The sequence below is a fragment of the Paenirhizobium selenitireducens ATCC BAA-1503 genome (assembly GCF_900492185.1).
Taxonomy (GTDB): Bacteria; Pseudomonadota; Alphaproteobacteria; order Rhizobiales; family Rhizobiaceae; genus Allorhizobium; species Allorhizobium selenitireducens_A.
The window spans coordinates 291,282-311,142 of sequence record NZ_UEYP01000001.1; the positions used below are offsets into that span (position 1 = coordinate 291,282).

Sequence of the window (19,861 nt, forward strand, 5' to 3'; positions counted from 1 at the left end):
CTCCTCCGGATATCGACCTTTGTCAGGGTCTCCATCACATCAATAATCCCGCCGCCGTCACCACGCTCTGGGCGATGTCCGACAGCTTCTTCTTCTCGTTCATCGCCGTCTGGCGCAAAAGAGCGAAGGCCTCCTCCTCGGAAAGGCCGCGCATCTTCATCAGAATGCCCTTTGCCCGCTCGATCACCTTGCGCTCTTCCAGCGCGCTCCTAGCATCGGCCAGTTCGCGCTGCAGGCGGCTGAAGGCGTTGAAACGGCTTACCGCCATGTCGAGGATCGGCTTGACCCGCTCCTTTTTCAGACCGTCGACGATATAGGCCGAGACGCCGGCATCGACCGCCGCCTCGATCGAGGCGGTGTCGGAGCGGTCGACGAACATGGCGATCGGCCGCCCGACCGTGCGGGTCAACTGGAACAGGTGTTCCATCATATCCCGGTTCGGGTTCTCCAGATCGATGATGATGACGTCTGGCTTCAGGTTCTCGATGATTCGGGCGATGCCGTTGACCTCATGCACGACCGTGACGCGCAGGTGCCCCGCCTCCCGCAGGCCTTCCTCGATAATGGAAGCGCGGATGGCGTTCTCATCGATCACGAGGACAGTGAGGTCGGAGTGCATCATGCCCTATAAATGACGCAGCGCAAAAAGCTTGGCAAGCGGTCAATGCCTAGAAAATGTGCCGAATAAAAACTGCACAGAAATTAAACACGTATCGCAAGCGTCAGGGCGGGGAGCTTCGCTGTCGCGACGGACGAAAACGCCGCCCACGAGGGCGGCGCCGACTTCTCACGCAGAAGATCCGCGGAGGCGCATTACTCGGCGCGGCCGACGCTTTCGTAGACGAAGCCGTGCTTGCGGGCCTCGGACGGCGTGTAGATGTTGCGCAGATCGACAAGAACCGGCGACTTCATCATGTTCTTCAGGCGGGCAAGGTCGAGCGAACGGAACTGCTTCCACTCGGTGATGATGACCAGTGCATCGGCCTCGACCGCGACCGCATCGACGTCGTCGTGGTAGGAGAGTTCCGGCATGACATGGCGGGCCGCCGGCATTCCTTCCGGGTCGTGGGCCTTCAGCGTGGCGCCCTTGTCGAGCAGCGCCTGGATGATCGACAGGGCCGGCGATTCGCGGATGTCGTCGGTGTCGGGCTTGAAGGTCAGGCCGAGGATGCCGATCGTCTTGCCGCGCAATTCGCCGCCGACCGCGCGCTCGACCTTGCGAGCCATGGCGCGCTTGCGGGTCTCGTTGATGCCGACGATCGTTTCGATCAGGCGGATGGGGGCATTGTGGTCCTGCGCGGTCTTGACCAGCGCCAGCGTGTCCTTGGGGAAGCAGGAGCCGCCGTAGCCCGGTCCGGCGTTGAGGAACTTCAGCCCGATGCGGCTGTCGAGGCCCATGCCGCGCGACACGTCCTGGACATTGGCGCCAACCTGCTCGCAAAGATCGGCGATCTCATTGATATAGGCGAGCTTCAGCGCCAGGAAGGCGTTGGCGGCGTATTTGGTCAGTTCCGCGGTGCGTCGCGAGGTGAACAGGACCGGATGCCTGACCGGGTCGAGCGCGCCGTAGACCTCCGCCATGATGGAGCGGGCCCGGTCGTCGTTCATCCCGACCACGACCCGATCCGGCGCCATGAAATCGTCAATGGCGGCGCCTTCGCGGAGGAATTCGGGGTTGGAGACGACGGCCACGTCGGCATCGGGATTGGCTTCGCGGATGATCCGCTCCAACTGGTCGCCGGTGCCGACCGGCACCGTCGACTTGGTGACGATCACGGTGAAGCCGCGCACCGCGGCAGCGACTTCGCGCGCCGCGGCGAAGACATAGGTCAGATCGGCGTGACCATCGCTCTTGCGCGACGGGGTGCCGACCGCAAGGAAGACGACATCGGCATTGCCGACCGGTTCTGCAACCTCGGTGGTGAAATGCAGCCGCCCGGCGGAGACGTTCCTGGAGATCAGCTCATCGAGGCCCGGCTCGAAGATCGGCACCTCGCCTCGCTGGAGTTGGGAGATCTTTTCGGCCGCCTTGTCGATGCAGACGACATCATGGCCGAATTCCGCCAGGCAGACACCCGAAACCAGTCCGACATAACCTGTGCCAATGATCGCAATACGCACGCCCAGACTCCATTTGGCTCTAAAGGCTGCAAGTGTTTCCGTCCGCTATTCTTGCCGATCTACATGAGGATCGCAGAATAGCGGAAGCAAGAATCCATGGCAGCTCATGCCTTGAATTAGAATTTATTGTTTTCCGGAGAGATGCTTACCGCATTGCAAAACGAAAACCAAGAGCTTCGATCGCGCAAACCGCGGCAGCGCGCTACAACATCACTTAGCTCGATGGGAGATCGATCAAACATGGACTCGCGCGCTCGCCAGACGCCGTCTGCGCAAGGCTTTTCTATCTCAGAGCATGTTATGCCGCTTTCGAGACGCGCAAAGACCCCCGCGCCTGGCGGGGGCCTTGTATTCCTGGATATTCCTGGTGGGATCGATCAGATCCAGTAGGGCGGGACGCCGTAGTAGTCGTAAACCGAACGGCCGTTATCGCGATACCAGTCCTGACTGTCGTCCCGCAGACGCGGAGCGCGCTCGATCTGCTCCCGGGTGAGGTCGATGCGATAACCGTCGAGCGATTCATCGAAGGTCAGCTTTTCCCACGGCAGAGGATAATAGTCGTCACCAATGCCGAGGAAGCCGCCGAAGCTCAGCACCGCATAGGCAACACGGCCGCCGCGCTTTTCGAGAATGATCCGCTTGACCGAACCGATGCGTTCTCCATCGACACCATAAACGGCGGTGCCGTCGACCTTGTCGCTGGCGATCAGGGACGGCGTGTCCCTCACGTAAGGATCGCGGTTCATTGCTTGAGAATTCTGATGCATGCTGCACCTCCTCTTTCTGGTGTGGCGATGGGAGAGAAACGGCCGGCCGGGGTGAAAGTTCCGAAATTCACAGGCGGAGGAACCGGTGCCGGCGGGCCAGAGCGAGGCGGCAACGCAGGGATTATTGACGCTTACGTCAAGGTTATATAGAGCTAGCCACTTGAACCGGAATGCCAAAGGCTTAAGCTCGCTTGACGCATCTGGGAGGATGAATGCCCGCCGCACGCGGTGGACAGGGCGCAATGGACGTCGGGAGGGGAATACATTGACGGACGCAACGAACCGCCTGAGCGGGCGGGCAAATGAAAAGATCTGGCTCGCTTCATACCCCCCTGCGGTTCCGGCGGAGATAGCCCCCCATGCGCACCCGTCGCTCGGCGCGCTGTTCGAAGCGAGCTGCGCCACCTATGCCGATCGCCTCGCCTTCTCCAGCATGGGCCGGGGCATGACTTTCCGCGAACTGGAGATCCAGTCGCGCAAGGTCGGCGCCTGGCTTCAGGCCAAAGGTCTGGTCAAGGGTGACCGCGTCGCGGTGATGACGCCGAACATTCTGCAGAACCCGGTCGCGGTCTACGGCATCCTCCGGGCGGGCCTCACGGTCGTCAACGTCAACCCTCTCTACACGCCGCGAGAACTGCAGCATCAGTTGGTGGACTCCGGCGCCAAGGCGATCATCGTGCTGGAAAACTTTGCCGGCACGGTACAGCAGGTGCTGCCCAATACGCCGGTCAAGCATGTGATCGTCGCCACCATGGGCGACATGCTGGGTTTGAAGGGCCACATCGTCAATTTCGTCGTGCGCAAGGTGAAGAAGCTCGTTCCCGCCTGGTCGATCCCGGGACACACCAGCTTCAAGGCAGTTCTCTCCGAGGGCGCCAGCCAGACGCTGAAGCCGGTCGACGTCGTCGCCAGCGACGTTGCGTTCCTGCAATATACCGGCGGCACCACCGGCGTATCCAAGGGTGCGACGCTGACCCATGCCAACCTGCTCGCCAACAAGCAGCAGATCGCCATCTGGCTCGAGGCGGCCTTCGCAATCAAGGGCCGGCCGGAGGTCATGACCTTCATCTGCGCCCTGCCGCTCTATCATATCTTCGCGCTCACCGTGAATTCGCTGATGGGGATCGCCACCGGCAGCCATAATGTGCTGATCGCCAATCCGCGCGACATTCCCGCCTTCGTCAAGGAACTGCAGAACCACAAGGCGCATATCTTCCCCGGCCTCAACACGCTGTTCAACGCGCTGATGAACAATCCGGACTTCAAGAACCTCGATTTCTCCTCGCTGCTGCTGGTGCTCGGCGGTGGCATGGCCGTGCAGCGGCCGGTGGCGGAACGCTGGCTCCAAATGACCGGCTGCCCGATCACCGAGGGCTACGGCCTTTCGGAAACCTCGCCGGTCGCCACCGTCAATCGTCTCGACAGCACCGAATTCAGCGGCATGATCGGCCTTCCCCTGCCCTCGACGGATATCGAGATCCGCGACGAGGACGGCGCCACGCTGCCGATCGGCGAAGTCGGTGAAATCTGCATTCGCGGCCCCCAGGTGATGGCCGGCTACTGGCAGCGCCCCGAAGAGACGGCCAAGGTCATGACCGACGACGGCTTCTTCCGCTCGGGCGACATGGGCAAGATGAACGAGGGCGGCTACGTCAAGATCGTCGACCGCAAGAAGGACATGATCCTGGTTTCGGGCTTCAACGTCTATCCGAACGAGATCGAGGAAGTGGCGGCGATGCATCCCGGCGTGCTCGAATGCGCGGCGATCGGGGTACCCGACGCCCATTCCGGCGAAGCGGTGAAGATCTTCGTCGTCAAGAAGGACCCGGCCCTCACCGAGGCCGACCTCAAGGCGCATTGCGCGGCCAACCTGACCAACTACAAGCGCCCGCGCTTCATCGAGTTCCGCAGCGAACTGCCGAAGTCGAATGTCGGCAAGATCCTGCGGCGCGAACTGCGCGACAGCGAGCCGGCCAAGTAAAACGGCGCTTCAGCTAGCCACGACAGACGCCCGGAATTGCCAAGTGCAGTCCGGGCGTTTTCATGCGCTTGATCGCCAGCGCCGCCCAGAATAGGGTCGCCTTCATCTCCGCCAAATCAGGGACATGAAGATGCAGGCAATCATCGACAAGCTCACGAGCACCGCCGCGGCCACCCGGGCCGAGGATCTGCGCGCCGCCTTTGCCGCTGATGCCGGGCGCTTCACCCGATACAGCGCCGCGCTCGACGACCTGCTGATGGACTATTCCAAATGCGCGGTGAACGACGAGATCATGGCCCTGCTCGAAGAGCTTTGCGCTGGCGTTGCCGAAAAGCGCGAGGCGATGTTTGCCGGTGAACCGATCAATTTTACCGAGGGACGTGCAGTCCTGCACACCGCCTTGCGCAACAGGTCGAACGCGCCGGTCATGGTGGACGGCCGCGACGTCATGCCCGAGGTGAATGCCGTGCTTGCCGCCATGGGCCGTTTCGCCGAAGGGATCCGCTCCGGCTCACTCACGGGCTCGACCGGCAAGGCGATCACCGATGTCGTCAATATCGGCATCGGCGGTTCCGACTTGGGCCCGGTGATGGCGACGCTGGCGCTCGCCCCCTTTCATGACGGCCCGCGCCTGCACTTCGTCTCCAATGTCGACGGCGCCCATATCAGCGACACGCTGAAGATCCTCTCCGCCGAGACGACGCTGTTCATCATCGCCTCGAAGACGTTTACGACGATCGAAACCATGACCAATGCGCAGACGGCGCGGCGGTTCGTCGCCGAAAAGCTCGGAGAGGCCGCGGTCGGCAAGCATTTTGCCGCCGTCTCGACCGCATTGGACAAGGTCGCCGCCTTCGGCATCGATCCCGAGCGCGTGTTCGGCTTCTGGGACTGGGTCGGCGGGCGCTATTCGATCTGGTCGGCGATCGGCCTGCCGCTGATGATCGCCATCGGCGAAGACGACTTCGGGCGCTTTCTCGACGGCGGCCATGCGATGGACCAGCATTTCCGTCACGCGCCGTTCCGGCAAAACCTGCCGATGCTGCTCGGCGCGATCGGCGTCTATCATCGCAATGTGCTCGGCTACCAGACGCGGGCGATCCTGCCTTACGACCAGCGGCTGTCGCGCTTTCCCGCCTATCTGCAGCAGCTCGACATGGAATCGAACGGCAAGAGCGTCACCGTCGACGGCAAGCCGGTCGCCGGCAGTTCCGGCCCCGTGGTCTGGGGAGAGCCGGGCACCAATGGCCAGCACGCCTTCTACCAGCTGATCCACCAGGGAACGAGCGTCATCCCGGCCGAGTTCCTGATCGCCGCGCGCGGCTTCGAGCCGGATCTGCGCCACCAGCACGAACTGCTGATCGCCAATTGCCTGGCGCAGTCCGAAGCCCTGATGAAGGGGCGCACTCTCGCCGAGGCCAAAGCCCAGCTGACCTCCAAGGGCATGGACGAGGAGAAGGCCGATCTCATCGCCCCGCACCGCGTGTTCTCCGGCAATCGTCCGTCGATCACCTTCGTCTACGACCAGCTGACCCCCTATACGCTCGGGCGGCTGATCGCACTCTACGAGCACCGCGTGTTCGTCGAGGGGGTGATCTTCCGGATCAATTCCTTCGACCAATGGGGCGTGGAACTTGGCAAGGAACTGGCGACCGGCCTGCTGCCGGTGATCGAGGGGAAGGTGGCCGCGACCGGGCATGACAGCTCGACCGCAGGCCTCGTCGCGACATTGCTTTCGAGGGCGAAATAGCCGCGCGGCAAGAATGACCGGTGTCGGAGGCTCGCGTCAGACGAAGCCGATTTCGTCTGCATAGGGCGGGTTGGCGCCGGCGCGCGAGACCGTAACGGCGGCCGCCCTGGCACCGAGTTCGAGGGCAGAGCGAACCGCCGCCTCGTCCAGATTGGCGACCTTGGCCTTCGTCAAGAGACCCTGGCGCTTCAGCGATGCCAGTATGCCCGCATCGAAGGTATCCCCGGCACCGACCGTATCGACCACTTCGACCCGCTGGCTGGGCACCGAGACCTTGAAGCGCCCGGTATAGCCGGTCGCACCGTCCGCGCCGCGGGTGATGACGACGAGTTTCGCGCCCATCTCCAGCCAATGGCGGGCCAGATCGTCATGGCTGCCGGACAGGCCGAACCATTCGAGATCCTCGTCGGAAAACTTGAGGATGTCGGACATGGCCGCCATGCGGTTGATCCGGGCCAAGTGCGCCGCCTTGTCCTTGATGAAGCCGGGCCGGATATTGGGATCGAGCGAGATGACACGGGCTTGGTGTTCGCGCGCCATCAGCGCCTCGTAGGTCGAGCCGCAGGGCTCGGGGATGAGGCTGATCGCGCCGAAATGAAGCGCCTCGCAATCCGGCCCGAGGACCGGGAGATCGTTCGCCGAAATCATCCGGCCGGCGGTGTTTTCGTCATAGAAGGCATAGCTTGCATGGCCATCGACCAATTTGACGAAGGCGATCGTCGTCGGCCTGGACGACGTCGCGCAGAAACGGAAGTCGACGCCGCTCGACGTCAGAGTGTCGCGCAGGATGTCGCCCATCATGTCGTCGGAAAGGCCGGTGAAGAAGCCTGTCGGAATGCCGAGCCGGCCAAGGGCGATCGCCGTGTTGAAGATGGCGCCGCCGGCGTAAGGGGCAAAAGCCCGCTCACCCCGTGTCGATTCGCGCGGCAACATATCGATCAGCGCTTCTCCACAACACAAGATCATTCGACCGTCCTCCCGATATGTCCCGTCGCCGGAATGGATTTCAATCGATTTAATCCATCCGACATGAAAATGCCAGTCCCGTATCAGCCGAGCGAAGCCACCCCGCCATTGCGGCCGGACCAGGCGAGCGGCGCATCGAGGAAGGCCTCGACCTCGGATAGCGTCTTGTCGTCAAACAGCTTGCGCTCGCGGGCGACGGCCAACACGTTGCGCCAGGTGGCGATGTGGTGGAGGGTGACATTGCCGTTGGTGAAGCGTTCCTCGGCCTCCGGAAAGATGCCATAGTAAAAGAGGGCGATACCGTGGTCGACCGTGCCGCCGGCGGCGCGGATCGCATCGATGAACTTGAACATGCTGCCGCCGGCCGTCGTCAGGTCCTCGATCACCAGGACACGTGCACCTTCCGGCATATGGCCTTCGATCTGGGCGTTGCGGCCATGACCCTTCGGCGCCTTGCGCACGTAGATCATCGGCAAGCCGAGCCGCTCGGCGAGAAAGGCGGCAAAGGGAATGCCGGCCGTCTCGCCGCCAGCCACGACGTCGAACTGCTCGAAGCCGGCATTGCGCATTACGGTCGCCGCTGCAAAGTCCATGATCGCGGAGCGGATTCGCGGATAGGAGATCAGCTTGCGGCAGTCGATATAGACCGGGCTCATCATGCCGGAGGAGAGCTTGTAGGGCTTGTCGGCGGAAAAATGCACCGCCTTGATCTCCCACAGCATCTTCGCCATCAGCTCGGCCATGACGGCGGGTTCGGGAAAGGTCGTCTGGATCATTTCGGCTCCTGTCGCGTTACGGCATCCGAAAGCGGCCAATAGCAGCAACGCGACGGGCTGGCCAGCGCCAGCGGCAAATTGCATCCATGCCGGCGTGCTGCGAGACAATGTCGCAAAGGTCGACGAGAGTTGGCAACCGGTCCCTTGAAGCAGAACAGCACCAACCACACGTTTGTCATGTTCGTAACACAGCATGCCGGAAACCACAGGAGGCCACAATGTCGGAACTCATCGTAATCGGCTACCCGAACAGCCAGAAGGCAGAGGAAGCCCGCGCGACGCTTTATCAGCTGGCAAAGGAATATCTCGTTGAAGTGAAGGACGCGGTCGTCGCTGAGGCTGACGACAAAGGTCAAATCCGACTCAACCAGATGGTGTCGATGTGGAGCATCGGCGCCAGCGGCGGGGCCTTCTGGGGCCTTCTGGCGGGGATTCTCTTCTTCAATCCGCTGGTCGGCGTTGCCGCTGGCGCGGGTGCCGGTGCGCTGGCCGGCGCACTGACGGATTACGGGATCAACGACAATTTCATGAAGGATGTCGCGGGCGTCCTGCAGCCAGGACAGGCCGCCTTGTTCATCCTTGCCGACCGTGCGGCCTCCGACAAGGTCATCGACCGTTTGAGTGGTCATGGCGGCAGCATCATCCGCACCAATCTCGACTCCAGCAAGGAACAGGAGTTGCGGGCTGCCTTCGACAAGGCACGCATGGGCACCACCCCAACCGGTCCCGACGCAGCCTGAGACAGGAGGAACGCAAATGAACGCCATCGCCATTCAACCGCTGATCGCGCTGATCGCCGGGATCCTTATCCTCGTCATGCCGCGCCTGCTCAATTACGTGATCGCGATCTATCTGATCATTGTCGGCGTGACCGGGCTGTGGCCGAACCTGACGAGCGGGCTCAATCTCTAATCTTCAGCTCACGTCCCAGAACAAGTCGAACATCGGATCGAAGACGGTGACCGGACCGGCTCCGGTTTCGATCTTTGCCGGATAGGGCACCGGCGTGTCGCGCCGCACCAGCGTGATCGTATCCTCGTTCGGCGCAAGTCCGTACCAGGCCGGACCGTTCAGGGAGGCAAAGGCCTCGAGCTTGTCGAGCGCGTTTTCCTGTTCGAACACATGGGCCAGACAGCTCATCGTGTTGATCGAAGTGTAGATGCCGGCGCAGCCGCAGGCGCATTCCTTCAAGGGATCGACGTGGGGCGCGGAATCGGTGCCGAGGAAGAAACGGCGATCACCGGAAGTCGCGGCGGCCCGGAGCGCCAGACGATGGCTCTCGCGCTTGGCGACCGGCAGGCAATAGTAGTGCGGCTTGATGCCGCCAACCAGGATGGCATTGCGGTTGATGATCAGATGGTGGGTGGTGATCGAGCCGGCAATGTTGCGCTCGGCGGAGCGGATATAGTCGATGCCGTCCGAGGTGGTCACGTGTTCCATCGTCACCTTCAAGTCCGGCAGACGCCGGCGCAGCGGATCGAGCACGGTATCGATGAAGACCTTTTCGCGGTCGAAGATGTCGACCTCGGGCGTCGTCACTTCGCCATGCACGCAGAGCGGCAGGCCGATCTTCGCCATGCGTTCCAGCACCGGCATGGCCTTTGCCATGTCGCGCACGCCGCCGTGGGAGTTGGTGGTGGCGCCGGCGGGATAGAGCTTCACGGCGGTGACGAGACCGCTCCTTGCGCCCTCCTCAACATCGTCCGGGCTCGTGTCCTCGGTGAGGTAGAGGGTCATCAGCGGCTCGAAGCGATCGCCCTTCGGCAGGGCCGCCATGATGCGGTCGCGATAGGCCTTCGCATCCGCCGTCGTGACGACCGGCGGCACGAGGTTGGGCATGATGATGGCACGGGCGAAATGCCGGCTGGTGTCGCCGATCACCCCTTCGAGCATCGCGCCGTCGCGCAGATGCAGGTGCCAGTCATCGGGGCGGCGAATGGTGATCGAGCGCATGACAATACCTCCGGGGCATGGGTCTTCACCCCGCAGATAGCATGTTCCCGATGCGGGTCAAACCTGCCTTTAGAGCGTTTCCTGACTCTAAGCGACCTTTCCGGAAAGGGCAGCCAGCGTCCTTTCCGCTTCCTCCAACTGCTCGCGCCGGTCGTTCTCCATGATGGCCTGGATCTTGGGCAGGGCGCGCTCGAAGGCGGCGACGCAGTCGGGATCGAACTGGGTGCCGGCGCGACCGAGGATATGTTCCACCGTGCGCTCGAAAGACCATGCCGGCTTGTAGGGCCGCTCGGTCGTCAGGGCGTCGAAATTGTCGGCGATGCACACCACGCGGCCAGAGATCGGAATCACCGTGCCGGCGAGACGGTTCGGGTACCCCTGGCCGTCCCAGCGTTCGTGATGGCTGGCGGCTATTTCCGACGCGAGTTGCAACAGCGAGGAATGCGAGCGGGCGAGGATGTCGCTGCCGATCTGCGCATGGGCCTGCATCTGCCGGTACTCGGCCTCGGTCAGGCGCCCCTGCTTGAGGAGCACGGTATCCGGCATCGCCACCTTGCCGATGTCGTGCATCGGCGCCGCCAGGCGGATGTCGTTGCAGAACTGTTCGGGCAGACCGAGCTCAAGCGCGATCGCCTCGGAATAGGCGGCCACCCGCAGGGTGTGGCGCGAGGTCTCCGGATCCTTGTAGCCGGCGGCCAGCGTCAGGCGGTGGATGATCTCCTGCTCGCGCTGGCGCAATTCGAAGACCGCCCGGTCGACCTCGCGGCGCAACCATTCGGCCTGGTCGGCGAGCTGGCGGCGGGCCCGGGCGAGCGACACGATGTTCTGCACGCGCGCCTGGAACTCGACCGGGTTGATCGGCTTCGTCAGGAAATCGATGGCACCGGCATTGAGTGCCGCCATGCGCGTCGTCATGTCCTTGTCGGCCGTGACGAAGATCACCGGAACCTGGGCATACTTTTCGAAACGGACGATCTCGGTGAAAAGCTCGACGCCATTATAGACCGGCATCTGGTAGTCGATGATCGCGATGTCGAAATCGAGTTCCGGAAGAGCGGACAGAACCGCATCGGGACTGGCGAAGGCGAGCGCCTCGCAGTTTTCCAGCTTGCCGACGAGTTTCGTCAACAGCTTCAGGTTGGTGCTGTTGTCATCCACCAGCAAAATACGCATAGACGCCTCCTTCACTCTCAAGCTACCAGTCTGAATTTCAGGGTTTCGATTTCATCGCTCAGCCTGTCGACGTCGGCGGACGACGGCCTGACGCGGCGCAGCGCATGCGCCTTGTCGGCGATGTCGTTGAGGCCAACATTGACGGCTGCGCCCTTGATCGTGTGCAGGACACGATCGATCCTTTCGGGATCATGGTTGGCCAGCGCGACGTGAAGATCCTTGATCAGGGATGCCGCATCATCGAAGAAGGACTCGACCAGTTCGCGGAAGACGTCTTCGCCGAGCGCATCGACCAGTTCTGAATGCCGCGCCTCGTCGAGGCCCTCGATCGACAGGGCCGGCAGGTCGACGTCGTCGATGATGATCGGTTCCGGCAGGCCGATATCGTCCTGCTCGTCGTCATCGTGCCCGGTGGCCGGGACTTGCGCGATCGACTGAATCACGTTGCGCAGCCTTTCCATTGTTATCGGCTTGGACTCGAAGCCGGCCATGCCCGCCTCGATGCAGCGTCGGCGGTCGTCGTCGGAGGCATTCGCCGTCATGGCGATGATCGGCGTGGTCGAGCACGCTCCGCCCTCGGCGATGATACGGCGGGTTGCCTCGATGCCGTCCATCACCGGCATCTGCATGTCCATCAGAATGGTGTCGAAGGGCTGCTCCCTGGCGATCGAGACGGCTTCCGCGCCGTCCCTGGCGACCACGACCTCCTGGCCCAGACGAGCGAGGAAACGGGTCGCGACAAGCTGGTTTACCCGATTGTCCTCGACCAGCAGGATCCTGAGGCGCGGCAGAGGCGCCTTGTCCGGCCCACCGGCCTGGCGTCGGACCTCGTCCTTGCCGACGGCGACGACCGCGAGCTCGAACCAGAAGATGCTGCCGACGCCGACCGTGCTGCTCATGCCCAGCTCGCCGCCGAGCTTTTCGACGATCTGCTTGCAGATCGTCAGCCCGAGGCCGGTGCCGCCATACTTGCGGCTGATCGAGGCATCGACCTGCGAAAACGGCTTGAACAGCTTGGCAAGGCCCGCCTCGTCGATGCCGATACCGGTATCCTCGACCTCGAAACGCAGCATCAGCTTGCCGTGTCGATAAAATTCGCGAAGACGCAAGGTCACAGTTCCCCTGGTGGTGAACTTGGCCGCGTTCGACAGGAGATTGAGCAGGACCTGGCGCAGGCGCGTCGGATCGGTGCGCACGTAGAGCGCGTCGAGGGAGTAGGGGATGTCGAGGACGATCGAATTGCCGTGGTCGTCGGCCCGACCGCGAATGATACTGACGGTGGTTTCGGACAGGGCGCGGATATCGACGGCGCGCTCCTCGAGCTCCAGCTTGCCGTGCTCGATCTTGGAATAGTCGAGGATCTCGTTGATGACTTCCAGCAACGCCTCGCCGGACGAGCGAATGGTCTTGACGCTGGACAGCGCATCTTCCGGAAGCTCGGAGAATTCCAGGAGCTCCGACATGCCGAGAATGGCGTTGAGCGGCGTGCGGATCTCGTGGCCCATTGTCGCCATGAACTGCGACTTAGCGCGGTTGCCGGCATCCGCCGCCTCATAGGCTTCCGTCAGGCGCTCCGCCATGCCCTCGAGTTCGAGCCCTGCCTTGCGCACCGACTTCAGCTGCCGGCGCAAGGTGACGACAAGGAAAACGACCGATACCATGAGCAAGGCCAGCATGATCGCCGAAGTCTTCTCAAGCTCGAGGATGGTGGCGCGCGCATCGGCCCGTTCGGCACTCAGCTGCATATTGGTCTGAACGAGGAGGTCTTCGGTCAGCTTGACCAGGCCCGCCAGCGCAAGGTCGAGCTTTTCCAGTTCGGCGGCATTCGGAATGGTGCCCTGGGCGTAGCGGTCGAAGGCCGGCTGGATAGCGGCAACCGTCGTCTCGACCTCGCCGAGCAAGCGCAGGATCTTGGGATCCTCGGTGAAGTAGCTGCTGAATTTCGATTCCTTCACCACCTGCACGCGCGAATGCAGAATGTCATAGCGCAGCGAGAGTTCGTCGATGAGGACCTTGCTCGGCGACTGACGGCGCAGTTCGGCGAGGCTGTCGTCAAGGGTGCGCGCCTCGCGATCCAGCTGGTAGACCGACCACACGGCGTTCTCGCGAATGCCGTCCTGCAGGAAGCGGAACTGGCGTGAAATATCGACGAAGAGCATGATCAGCACGAGCAGAAGCACGGCCGACAGGATTTGCAGGATCAGGGTGGTGCTCCCTGCCTTGCGCATGATGTCGGCGGTTCTGCGGACGCGTGTCACCGAAGGACCTCGATTTCACCGATCTGCCAGACCGAACGCGCGAAGTATTTTTCGTTATAGAGCGCCCGATCCTGGTCGAAGGGATAGACCAGCATGGAGGGCCCCTTGGTCCGCACGGTCATGATCTTGCCGTCGAGCCGCGTGGCCAGGATAGTGTCGATGTCGCGGGCATCGGAAATCGGCAATTCCGCGGAATAGCCGTTGAGGGCGCGAATGATCAGACGGCTACCGTCTGCGCCCGCGGCTTCAAGCACTTCGCGCAGGAAGGGACCGGAGAACTCGACCTCGCCTTGCGTCCATGGTGTCTCCATGGTCACGCGCCTCCCTTTGAGCCCTTCCAGCATGGAAAGGTCGAAGACTGCCAATCCGTCGCGATTGGGCTGCGCGACGGCGCCGCTGATCGTGAGGATGACAGGACCTTTCGGCGCATCCAGCGCAGCGGCCGGGGCGGCGGCGAGCAAAGCGGCGAGAAAGAAGGTGAGAGCGGATTTCATGCGTGCACTCGTCAGGAACGATCGGTCTCAGATGGCCAAGGCCGCGGGATCCGGGCGCTGTCCCAGACAGGACGAAATCAGCGAGCGAAAGGCGACGGCCTCCACCGGCTTGGTGAGGAAGTCCGTCACGCCCCCTTGCCGTGCGGCTTCGCGCAGGCCCGGTTCGTGATCGGCGGTGACCATGACGACGGGAACTTCATCGTAGCGGGATGTCATACGGATCGCCTTGACGAACTGGAGTCCGCTCATTCCGGGAAGGATGTGGTCGACGATCAGCATGGCGAAAAGCCTGTTGTGACACATCGTCAGCGCCTTGCCCGCGTCCGGCTCGATGACGATCTCCTCGTCGGTCACCTTTCTGGCAAGGTGCTTCAGGATCATCGCATTGGTCGGATTGTCTTCCACGATCAAAATGGCCATGCCCGCTTCCCTTCGCTGCCAACCGCCTAACTTAGGCGATCTCTAGCAAAGGGAGGCTGAGATAGGCTGAACCATTTTGAATCAATTTTACCGATTGCTACTTTAAGTCGACCTTAATCAATTAGCGGCGACTAAAGCGCAAGGCGGCGGCCCGCGGGTCGGCAAGCGTCTTTCCCGTGTGGCTATCGGGACCCGTCGATCAACCCTCGAGTGCGCGGGAAATGCGCCGGGAAAGCTCGACGGGATTCTTCAAGATGATGGCGCGGCTGGTCCGCTCGATCACCTGTTCGCGGATCAGGCGCGACATCTCGCGCGAAACGGTTTCCCGACTCGAACCGATATGCTCGGCGAGTTCGGCATGGACCATGGGCGGAGAGATGATGCGCTCGCGCCCGCCATCGCCGCGCAGGCGCGAAAGACGCAGAAGAGCGTTGTAGAGGCGGTGCTTGGTGTCGAGAAAAGAAAGCTCCGAGATCCGCTCGTTCATCGCCCGTATGCGCCGCGACAGGAGTTGCATCAACCCCAGGCACACGTCCCGGTGCGCCTCGAGAACATCGTGAAAGACGGCATAGGGGATGACGGTAACCACGGCGTCCGTGACCGCCATGAGGCTTGCCGAACGGGACAGACCGTCAATCGCGGAGAGTTCGCCCAAGAGGTCACCGCGGCGAAAGGTTCCGAGGATCGCCTCCTTGCCGACGGTGAAGCGCAAGACGGCGCGGATTTCTCCGCTCTGCACGACGAAGACGTCCTTGGACAGGTCCTCGAAGTCGACTAGACTTTCGCCCGCGCAGAGATTTCTTGTATGGCAACGCGACAGCAGTTCATTGTCTTCCTCGGCCGTCAGGCTGGCAAATATTGCGGTGCCGCGCAGCGTGGAAAGACAGGGAACGTTATTCGGCGGAATGGCTCCCACGGTCAAATTATCTTCCATTTTTCTTGTTCTTGCAGCCATGAGCACGAGATGAACACGGTGCTTCTTATGCCTCTGAATACCGGAAGCGCAAGAAGGGCCCACCGAAGAAACGGTCGATGTATTACCAGGAGGTTAATTTCGACGGCCGGAGCCTATCCCATTAACCAATCGATCCCGCCGAGGGGCCCCAGACGTCGGTGAGGGCAAAACCGTCGGCCAGCGGGTCGAAGGGGTCGAGCGCCACCTGGTGCAGGCCGAAGGTGAATCCGCGGCCGCTGATCGTCGGGATGACGGCGGGGCGACCGGCAACCTCCGTCACCTCCTTCAGTCCGACCTCGAATTCCGAGCCGATGATCGAGCGCGATTTCAGCACGTCGCCGACCTTGACCTTGCCGCGCGCGTGCAGCGTCGCAAGATTGGCGGAATTGCCGGTGCCGCAGGGCGAGCGGTCGACGCGGCCCGGCCACATCGTCGTGCAGGTGCGGATCGCGCCGTCGGGATCGACATCGCGGAACATGACATAGGCGACCCCGGAGATCGCCGGGATGTCCGGATGGACGACGGGAATGCGGCGATTGATCTCCTCTTTCAGGATCATCCCGGCCTCGACCAGCCCACGGGCATTGGCCTTGTCGATGGTGAGGCCGATCTGGCCGACATCGACCAGCGCATAGAAGATGCCGCCATAGCTGAGGTCGAAGCTTATACGGCCCCATTGCTCGGTTTCGAGGCCAACGTCCAGTTCATGAACGAAGGACGGCACCATGGTGAGCTTGACCCGCTCGCAGCGACCGTCGCGGCAGGTGGCGGTTGCCGTCACGAGGCCGGCCGCCGTGTCGAGCACCACCGTCGTTTCGGGCTCGGTCATCTCGACGATGCCGCTTTCGAGCAGGGCCGTGGTGATGCAGATCGAATTCGATCCAGAGCTGGCATGGGCCTGATCCGGCTGGAGGATGACGAAACCGGCATCGGCCTTCGGATTCTTGGCCGGCAGCAGCAGGTTGACCGAGCCGATCGGCGCACCGCGCGGTTCGAGCACCAGGAAGCGACGCAGTTCCTGGCCCTTCGGGTCGTTGTTCAGCCAATGCAACTGTTCGGCGATCGTCTCGCCGGGGATCTTCGGCACACCGCCGACCGCCACCTTGCCGATCTCGCCCTCGCAATGAACGTCGATCAGTTGCAGCGTACGCTTCCATCTCATGGTCTTGCTCCGTCCGTCAGGAATTCGTGTCACGGCGCGACAGCGCCGTCAGAAGTTCGGGTCTTGCCGTATCCTTGCGGGCGAGTGCGGCAAAGGCGGCGGCACGGTCGATCAGGACGCGTTGCGCGCGGAGCGCGGCGACCGCCTGCCTCCGATCCACCCGCACAAAACGCAGGCGGCTGCCGACCGGGGCCTGGCCGAGCCGCCAGAGATCGGCCTCGATCACATGGGCGATCTTCGGATATCCGCCGCAGGTATTGGCCTCGGCCAGCTGGATGATCGGCTGGCCGGACGGCGGCACCTGAACCGTGCCGGGCATGATGCCGTGCGAATGCAGTTCTAGCTTTTGCCGCAGCGTCAGTTCGGGACCGGACAGGCGATAACCCTGGCGATTGGCATCCTCGGTGACCTGCCAGGCGGCGGCTTCCAAGGCATCGACCGCGGCCTGATCGAAGACGTCATATTCCGCACCCGGCAGGACGCGAATGGGCACCTCCGCGCCGGTGTCCGCGGCACCACGGCCGATCGTCTCGGGATCGAGCCCGAAACCCGCCGGCAGGCCGCCGAGCGCGGCCGGCGCAAAGCCTGTCTCCAGCCGGTCGCCGCGGCGCAAGCCCCTGCCCTCCAGCCCGCCCCAGCGGCTCTTGAGGTCTGTGGAGGCCGAACCAAGCACGGCGGGGACGATCAGACCGCCGGCAATCGCGAGATAGGCGCGGGCACCGCGACGCGGCAGACCGAGCTCAAGAACATCGCCGGCGCTGACGGGCAGCGCCCACCAGGATGGATAGCGAGTACCGCCCAGCGTGACCGGCAGATCGGCACCGGTCACCGCCACAAGCGCGGCCCGATCGAAGCGCATCCGGAAGGGAAAGATCGCGACCTCTATGGCGGCCGCGTTCGGGTCATTGCCGACCAGCCGGTTGGCAAGCTCCAGCGCCGGCGCATCCATGGCACCGGAGCGTGAAACGCCTGCGTCCAGATAGCCGAAGCGGCCGAGGTCCTGCACGCAATTGGCCGCGCCCGTCGTCAGGATCTCGATCATGCGCGGATCTCCTTGACGACGAAACGGATACGGTCCCCGGCGCGTAGGGCGGCTGGCGGCTCGCGCAGCGGATCGAACAGGTGAAAATCGGTATGCCCGAGAATATGCCAGCCGGAAGGGGCGGTGAGCGGCATGATACCGGCCTGGGCGCCGCCAATGATGACCGAGCCCTCCGGCACAGCCATGCGCGGCACCGCCCGACGGGGCAGCGCCAATCGAGGGTCGAGCCCGGAAAGATAGACGAAACCGGGCATGGCCCCGACGGCGGCGACCGAGTAAACGGGTGCCGTGTGCATCGCGACAAGGCGCTCGATCGTCAGGCCCTTTTCCTGGGCGACCGCGGAGAGATCGCTCCCTTGATTGCCGTAGACGACCGGGATGTCGAGCAGGCGACCGGCCGCCGGTGCGGCAACCGTCTTCGTCCATTCGGCAAGCAGATGAGCTTCGAGGCTGTCCGGATCGAGGCGAAGCGGGTCGAACACGACAATCAGGTTGTTCATGCCGGGCGCCACCTCGCGGACGCCGGGCAGTGTCTTCAGCACGTCGGCGAACACCCAGATGCGCTCCTGCAGCGAAGGATCGAAGACCGGGCCGGCCGCATCGAAAAGAAGGGCTCCCGCCCCTTCAGCGCTCACCTTCGGATTGTCGCCGTGTTGCTGCATGCCCACCTTCATCGCCATCCTTCGCGCCGTGATATATCAGAATGCGGTGGAGACCCAAAGCATTTCTTGGGTCCTCCATTGTGCATCGGCGCCGGCTCGACCTACAATCCGCAAGAACCGAAGCATCAGGAGCGTAAGCGGCATGGCACTCAACGTCGACCTCAATTCCGACATGGGCGAAGGCTTCGGCGCCTATCGCATGGGCGACGACGAGGCGATGCTGTCGATCGTCAGTTCGGCCAACATTGCCTGTGGCATGCATGCAGGCGACCCCGACATCATGGCTTCGACCTTTGCCATCGCCAAGTCCAAGGGCGTGGCTGTCGGCGCCCATCCCGGGTTTCCCGACCTCTGGGGCTTCGGGCGGCGCAACATTCCCTTTTCCGCCGGCGAGATCGAGCGGCTGGTCGCCTATCAGATCGGTGCGGCGCAGGCGCTTTCGACCTATGCCGGCCATCCGATCACCCATGTCAAGGCGCATGGCGCGCTCGGCAACCTCACCCAGCAGGACGAGAGCGTAGCGCGCGCGGTCAACAATGCCATCAAGGCCGTCGATCCGTCGCTGGTCTGCCTGACCATCGCGCTCGGCCACCAGGAACGGCTGGCGCGCGACATGGGGCTGACCTGCCGCTCCGAGATCTTCGCCGACCGTGCCTATACTGACGAGGGCTTTCTCGTGCATCGCAGCCAGCCCGGCGCCGTGATCCACGACGCGGAGGCCGCCGCCGCCCGCGTCGTGCGCATGGTGAAGAACGGCGCGATCGAGACCGTGACCGGCCGAACGATCGTCACGCCGGTCGATTCGATCTGCGTTCACAGCGATACGCCGTCCGCCGTTTCCATCGCCCGGACCATCCGGGAGACGCTCGAAGCGCAAGGAATCACCATTGCCAATTTCCTGCGCTGAGGGGGGAGAAATGGACCTCGCGACGATCGAACGACTGATGCAGATGCTGGAGAATTCCACGCTCAACGAGCTGGAGGTGAGCGAGAACGGTATGCGCATCCGCCTGGCCAAGACCGCGACTCGCATTGGTGGCGCCCCGCCCTCGCCGTCGCTGCGGCGCGACACGCCGGAAGCCATGGCGGCGGCGGAAATCGCCGCCTTGATGGCGCTGCCGGAGATTGCCGAGACGGATGAAGCGGTGATCGTGGCCGGTCTGTCGGGCACCTTCTACCGCGCGCCTGCGCCCGGCGCCGAGCCCTATGCCCAGGTAGGGGACCTGATCGAGGAGGGCCAGACGCTCGCGCTGGTCGAGGCGATGAAGATGCTCAATCCGGTCGAGGCAACCCGCGGCGGTCGTATCGCGGCAATTCTGGTCGGCGACGGCGAGCCGGTGACGCCCGGCATGCCGCTGATCCTCCTCGCGCGGGATTGAAA

At 63.1% G+C, this 19,861-nt stretch carries 20 protein-coding genes; 6 read left to right on the forward strand and 14 right to left on the reverse strand.

Features of this window, described 5'->3' with window-relative positions:
- Positions 1-34 precede the first annotated feature (34 nt).
- The 3 genes from RHIZ70P_RS01360 to RHIZ70P_RS01370 all read right to left on the reverse strand — a co-directional run bounded on the left by RHIZ70P_RS01360 (position 35) and on the right by RHIZ70P_RS01370 (position 2,888).
- Positions 35-622: an ANTAR domain-containing response regulator gene (locus RHIZ70P_RS01360; protein WP_115668580.1), complete on the reverse strand. Its 588-nt coding sequence runs from the start codon at positions 620-622 to the stop codon at positions 35-37.
- 191 nt (positions 623-813) lie between these two features.
- Positions 814-2,121, reverse strand: coding sequence for a UDP-glucose dehydrogenase family protein (locus tag RHIZ70P_RS01365; RefSeq protein WP_115668581.1), 1,308 nt, complete (start codon positions 2,119-2,121; stop codon positions 814-816).
- A gap of 377 nt (positions 2,122-2,498) precedes the next feature.
- Entirely contained in the window at positions 2,499-2,888 is a 390-nt protein-coding gene (locus tag RHIZ70P_RS01370; protein ID WP_115668582.1) for a PRC-barrel domain-containing protein, read from the reverse strand.
- 208 nt (positions 2,889-3,096) lie between these two features.
- On the opposite strand from RHIZ70P_RS01370, the gene RHIZ70P_RS01375 reads away from it, so the two are divergent.
- Both RHIZ70P_RS01375 and pgi read left to right on the forward strand, forming a co-directional pair.
- Complete coding sequence (locus tag RHIZ70P_RS01375) at positions 3,097-4,869, forward strand: long-chain fatty acid--CoA ligase (protein ID WP_115668583.1); 1,773 nt, start codon at positions 3,097-3,099, stop codon at positions 4,867-4,869.
- A 130-nt stretch (positions 4,870-4,999) separates the two neighbouring features.
- The gene (pgi, locus tag RHIZ70P_RS01380) at positions 5,000-6,619 is read left to right on the forward strand and encodes a glucose-6-phosphate isomerase (protein WP_115669029.1); all 1,620 of its coding nucleotides are present in this window, start codon (positions 5,000-5,002) and stop codon (positions 6,617-6,619) included.
- A 36-nt stretch (positions 6,620-6,655) separates the two neighbouring features.
- Here the strand turns inward: pgi and RHIZ70P_RS01385 are convergent, their stop codons facing one another.
- Together RHIZ70P_RS01385 and RHIZ70P_RS01390 are read right to left on the reverse strand one after the other, a co-directional pair.
- Positions 6,656-7,585 carry a carbohydrate kinase family protein gene (locus tag RHIZ70P_RS01385; protein ID WP_115668584.1) on the reverse strand — a complete coding sequence of 310 codons (930 nt, stop codon included), beginning with the start codon at positions 7,583-7,585 and terminating at the stop codon, positions 6,656-6,658.
- A gap of 83 nt (positions 7,586-7,668) precedes the next feature.
- Positions 7,669-8,361, reverse strand: a complete 693-nt coding sequence (locus tag RHIZ70P_RS01390; RefSeq protein ID WP_115668585.1) for an orotate phosphoribosyltransferase — start codon at positions 8,359-8,361, stop codon at positions 7,669-7,671.
- Between the two features lie 218 nt (positions 8,362-8,579).
- Here RHIZ70P_RS01390 and RHIZ70P_RS01395 point away from each other — a divergent pair, with 218 nt between their 5' ends.
- Both RHIZ70P_RS01395 and RHIZ70P_RS01400 read left to right on the forward strand, forming a co-directional pair.
- Entirely contained in the window at positions 8,580-9,101 is a 522-nt protein-coding gene (locus RHIZ70P_RS01395) for a DUF1269 domain-containing protein (protein WP_115668586.1), read from the forward strand.
- A gap of 16 nt (positions 9,102-9,117) precedes the next feature.
- Positions 9,118-9,273: a DUF3096 domain-containing protein gene (locus tag RHIZ70P_RS01400; protein WP_115668587.1), complete on the forward strand. Its 156-nt coding sequence runs from the start codon at positions 9,118-9,120 to the stop codon at positions 9,271-9,273.
- Between the two features lie 3 nt (positions 9,274-9,276).
- Here the strand turns inward: RHIZ70P_RS01400 and pyrC are convergent, their stop codons facing one another.
- The 9 genes from pyrC to pxpB form a co-directional block, all read right to left on the reverse strand.
- The gene (pyrC, locus tag RHIZ70P_RS01405) at positions 9,277-10,314 is read right to left on the reverse strand and encodes a dihydroorotase (protein ID WP_115668588.1); all 1,038 of its coding nucleotides are present in this window, start codon (positions 10,312-10,314) and stop codon (positions 9,277-9,279) included.
- An 87-nt stretch (positions 10,315-10,401) separates the two neighbouring features.
- Positions 10,402-11,487, reverse strand: coding sequence for an HD domain-containing phosphohydrolase (locus RHIZ70P_RS01410; protein ID WP_115668589.1), 1,086 nt, complete (start codon positions 11,485-11,487; stop codon positions 10,402-10,404).
- A 17-nt stretch (positions 11,488-11,504) separates the two neighbouring features.
- Entirely contained in the window at positions 11,505-13,745 is a 2,241-nt protein-coding gene (locus RHIZ70P_RS01415; RefSeq protein ID WP_235842110.1) for an ATP-binding protein, read from the reverse strand.
- Complete coding sequence (locus RHIZ70P_RS01420) at positions 13,742-14,239, reverse strand: molybdopterin-dependent oxidoreductase (protein WP_115668590.1); 498 nt, start codon at positions 14,237-14,239, stop codon at positions 13,742-13,744. The genes RHIZ70P_RS01415 and RHIZ70P_RS01420 overlap by 4 nt, the downstream gene beginning before the upstream one ends.
- Positions 14,240-14,266: 27 nt before the next feature.
- Entirely contained in the window at positions 14,267-14,659 is a 393-nt protein-coding gene (locus RHIZ70P_RS01425; protein ID WP_115668591.1) for a response regulator, read from the reverse strand.
- 199 nt (positions 14,660-14,858) lie between these two features.
- Positions 14,859-15,593, reverse strand: a complete 735-nt coding sequence (locus RHIZ70P_RS01430) for a Crp/Fnr family transcriptional regulator (protein ID WP_115668592.1) — start codon at positions 15,591-15,593, stop codon at positions 14,859-14,861.
- A gap of 142 nt (positions 15,594-15,735) precedes the next feature.
- Positions 15,736-16,776: a 4-hydroxyproline epimerase gene (locus tag RHIZ70P_RS01435; protein WP_115668593.1), complete on the reverse strand. Its 1,041-nt coding sequence runs from the start codon at positions 16,774-16,776 to the stop codon at positions 15,736-15,738.
- Positions 16,777-16,792: 16 nt separating this feature from the next.
- Positions 16,793-17,818, reverse strand: coding sequence for a biotin-dependent carboxyltransferase family protein (locus RHIZ70P_RS01440; RefSeq protein ID WP_115668594.1), 1,026 nt, complete (start codon positions 17,816-17,818; stop codon positions 16,793-16,795).
- Complete coding sequence (pxpB, locus tag RHIZ70P_RS01445) at positions 17,815-18,498, reverse strand: 5-oxoprolinase subunit PxpB (protein WP_235842111.1); 684 nt, start codon at positions 18,496-18,498, stop codon at positions 17,815-17,817. The genes RHIZ70P_RS01440 and pxpB overlap by 4 nt, the downstream gene beginning before the upstream one ends.
- A gap of 124 nt (positions 18,499-18,622) precedes the next feature.
- On the opposite strand from pxpB, the gene RHIZ70P_RS01450 reads away from it, so the two are divergent.
- Together RHIZ70P_RS01450 and accB are read left to right on the forward strand one after the other, a co-directional pair.
- Positions 18,623-19,387: a LamB/YcsF family protein gene (locus RHIZ70P_RS01450; protein WP_115668595.1), complete on the forward strand. Its 765-nt coding sequence runs from the start codon at positions 18,623-18,625 to the stop codon at positions 19,385-19,387.
- Between the two features lie 10 nt (positions 19,388-19,397).
- The gene (accB, locus tag RHIZ70P_RS01455; RefSeq protein WP_115668596.1) at positions 19,398-19,859 is read left to right on the forward strand and encodes an acetyl-CoA carboxylase biotin carboxyl carrier protein; all 462 of its coding nucleotides are present in this window, start codon (positions 19,398-19,400) and stop codon (positions 19,857-19,859) included.
- Positions 19,860-19,861 lie beyond the last annotated feature (2 nt).

Excerpts from the sequence above, each read along its gene's own strand:
- RHIZ70P_RS01420 (WP_115668590.1), bottom strand. The coding sequence starts at position 14,239 with ATGAAATCCGCTCTCACCTTCTTTCTCGCCGCTTTGCTCGCCGCCGCC.
- RHIZ70P_RS01385 (WP_115668584.1), bottom strand. The coding sequence starts at position 7,585 with ATGATCTTGTGTTGTGGAGAAGCGCTGATCGATATGTTGCCGCGCGAA.
- RHIZ70P_RS01375 (WP_115668583.1), top strand. The coding sequence starts at position 3,097 with ATGAATGCCCGCCGCACGCGGTGGACAGGGCGCAATGGACGTCGGGAG.
- RHIZ70P_RS01390 (WP_115668585.1), bottom strand. The coding sequence starts at position 8,361 with ATGATCCAGACGACCTTTCCCGAACCCGCCGTCATGGCCGAGCTGATG.
- RHIZ70P_RS01440 (WP_115668594.1), bottom strand. The coding sequence starts at position 17,818 with ATGATCGAGATCCTGACGACGGGCGCGGCCAATTGCGTGCAGGACCTC.
- RHIZ70P_RS01360 (WP_115668580.1), bottom strand. The coding sequence starts at position 622 with ATGATGCACTCCGACCTCACTGTCCTCGTGATCGATGAGAACGCCATC.
- RHIZ70P_RS01430 (WP_115668592.1), bottom strand. The coding sequence starts at position 15,593 with ATGGAAGATAATTTGACCGTGGGAGCCATTCCGCCGAATAACGTTCCC.
- RHIZ70P_RS01400 (WP_115668587.1), top strand. The coding sequence starts at position 9,118 with ATGAACGCCATCGCCATTCAACCGCTGATCGCGCTGATCGCCGGGATC.
- RHIZ70P_RS01425 (WP_115668591.1), bottom strand. The coding sequence starts at position 14,659 with ATGGCCATTTTGATCGTGGAAGACAATCCGACCAATGCGATGATCCTG.
- RHIZ70P_RS01410 (WP_115668589.1), bottom strand. The coding sequence starts at position 11,487 with ATGCGTATTTTGCTGGTGGATGACAACAGCACCAACCTGAAGCTGTTG.
- RHIZ70P_RS01435 (WP_115668593.1), bottom strand. The coding sequence starts at position 16,776 with ATGAGATGGAAGCGTACGCTGCAACTGATCGACGTTCATTGCGAGGGC.
- pyrC (WP_115668588.1), bottom strand. The coding sequence starts at position 10,314 with ATGCGCTCGATCACCATTCGCCGCCCCGATGACTGGCACCTGCATCTG.
- pxpB (WP_235842111.1), bottom strand. The coding sequence starts at position 18,498 with ATGGCGATGAAGGTGGGCATGCAGCAACACGGCGACAATCCGAAGGTG.
- pgi (WP_115669029.1), top strand. The coding sequence starts at position 5,000 with ATGCAGGCAATCATCGACAAGCTCACGAGCACCGCCGCGGCCACCCGG.
- accB (WP_115668596.1), top strand. The coding sequence starts at position 19,398 with ATGGACCTCGCGACGATCGAACGACTGATGCAGATGCTGGAGAATTCC.
- RHIZ70P_RS01370 (WP_115668582.1), bottom strand. The coding sequence starts at position 2,888 with ATGCATCAGAATTCTCAAGCAATGAACCGCGATCCTTACGTGAGGGAC.
- RHIZ70P_RS01450 (WP_115668595.1), top strand. The coding sequence starts at position 18,623 with ATGGCACTCAACGTCGACCTCAATTCCGACATGGGCGAAGGCTTCGGC.
- RHIZ70P_RS01395 (WP_115668586.1), top strand. The coding sequence starts at position 8,580 with ATGTCGGAACTCATCGTAATCGGCTACCCGAACAGCCAGAAGGCAGAG.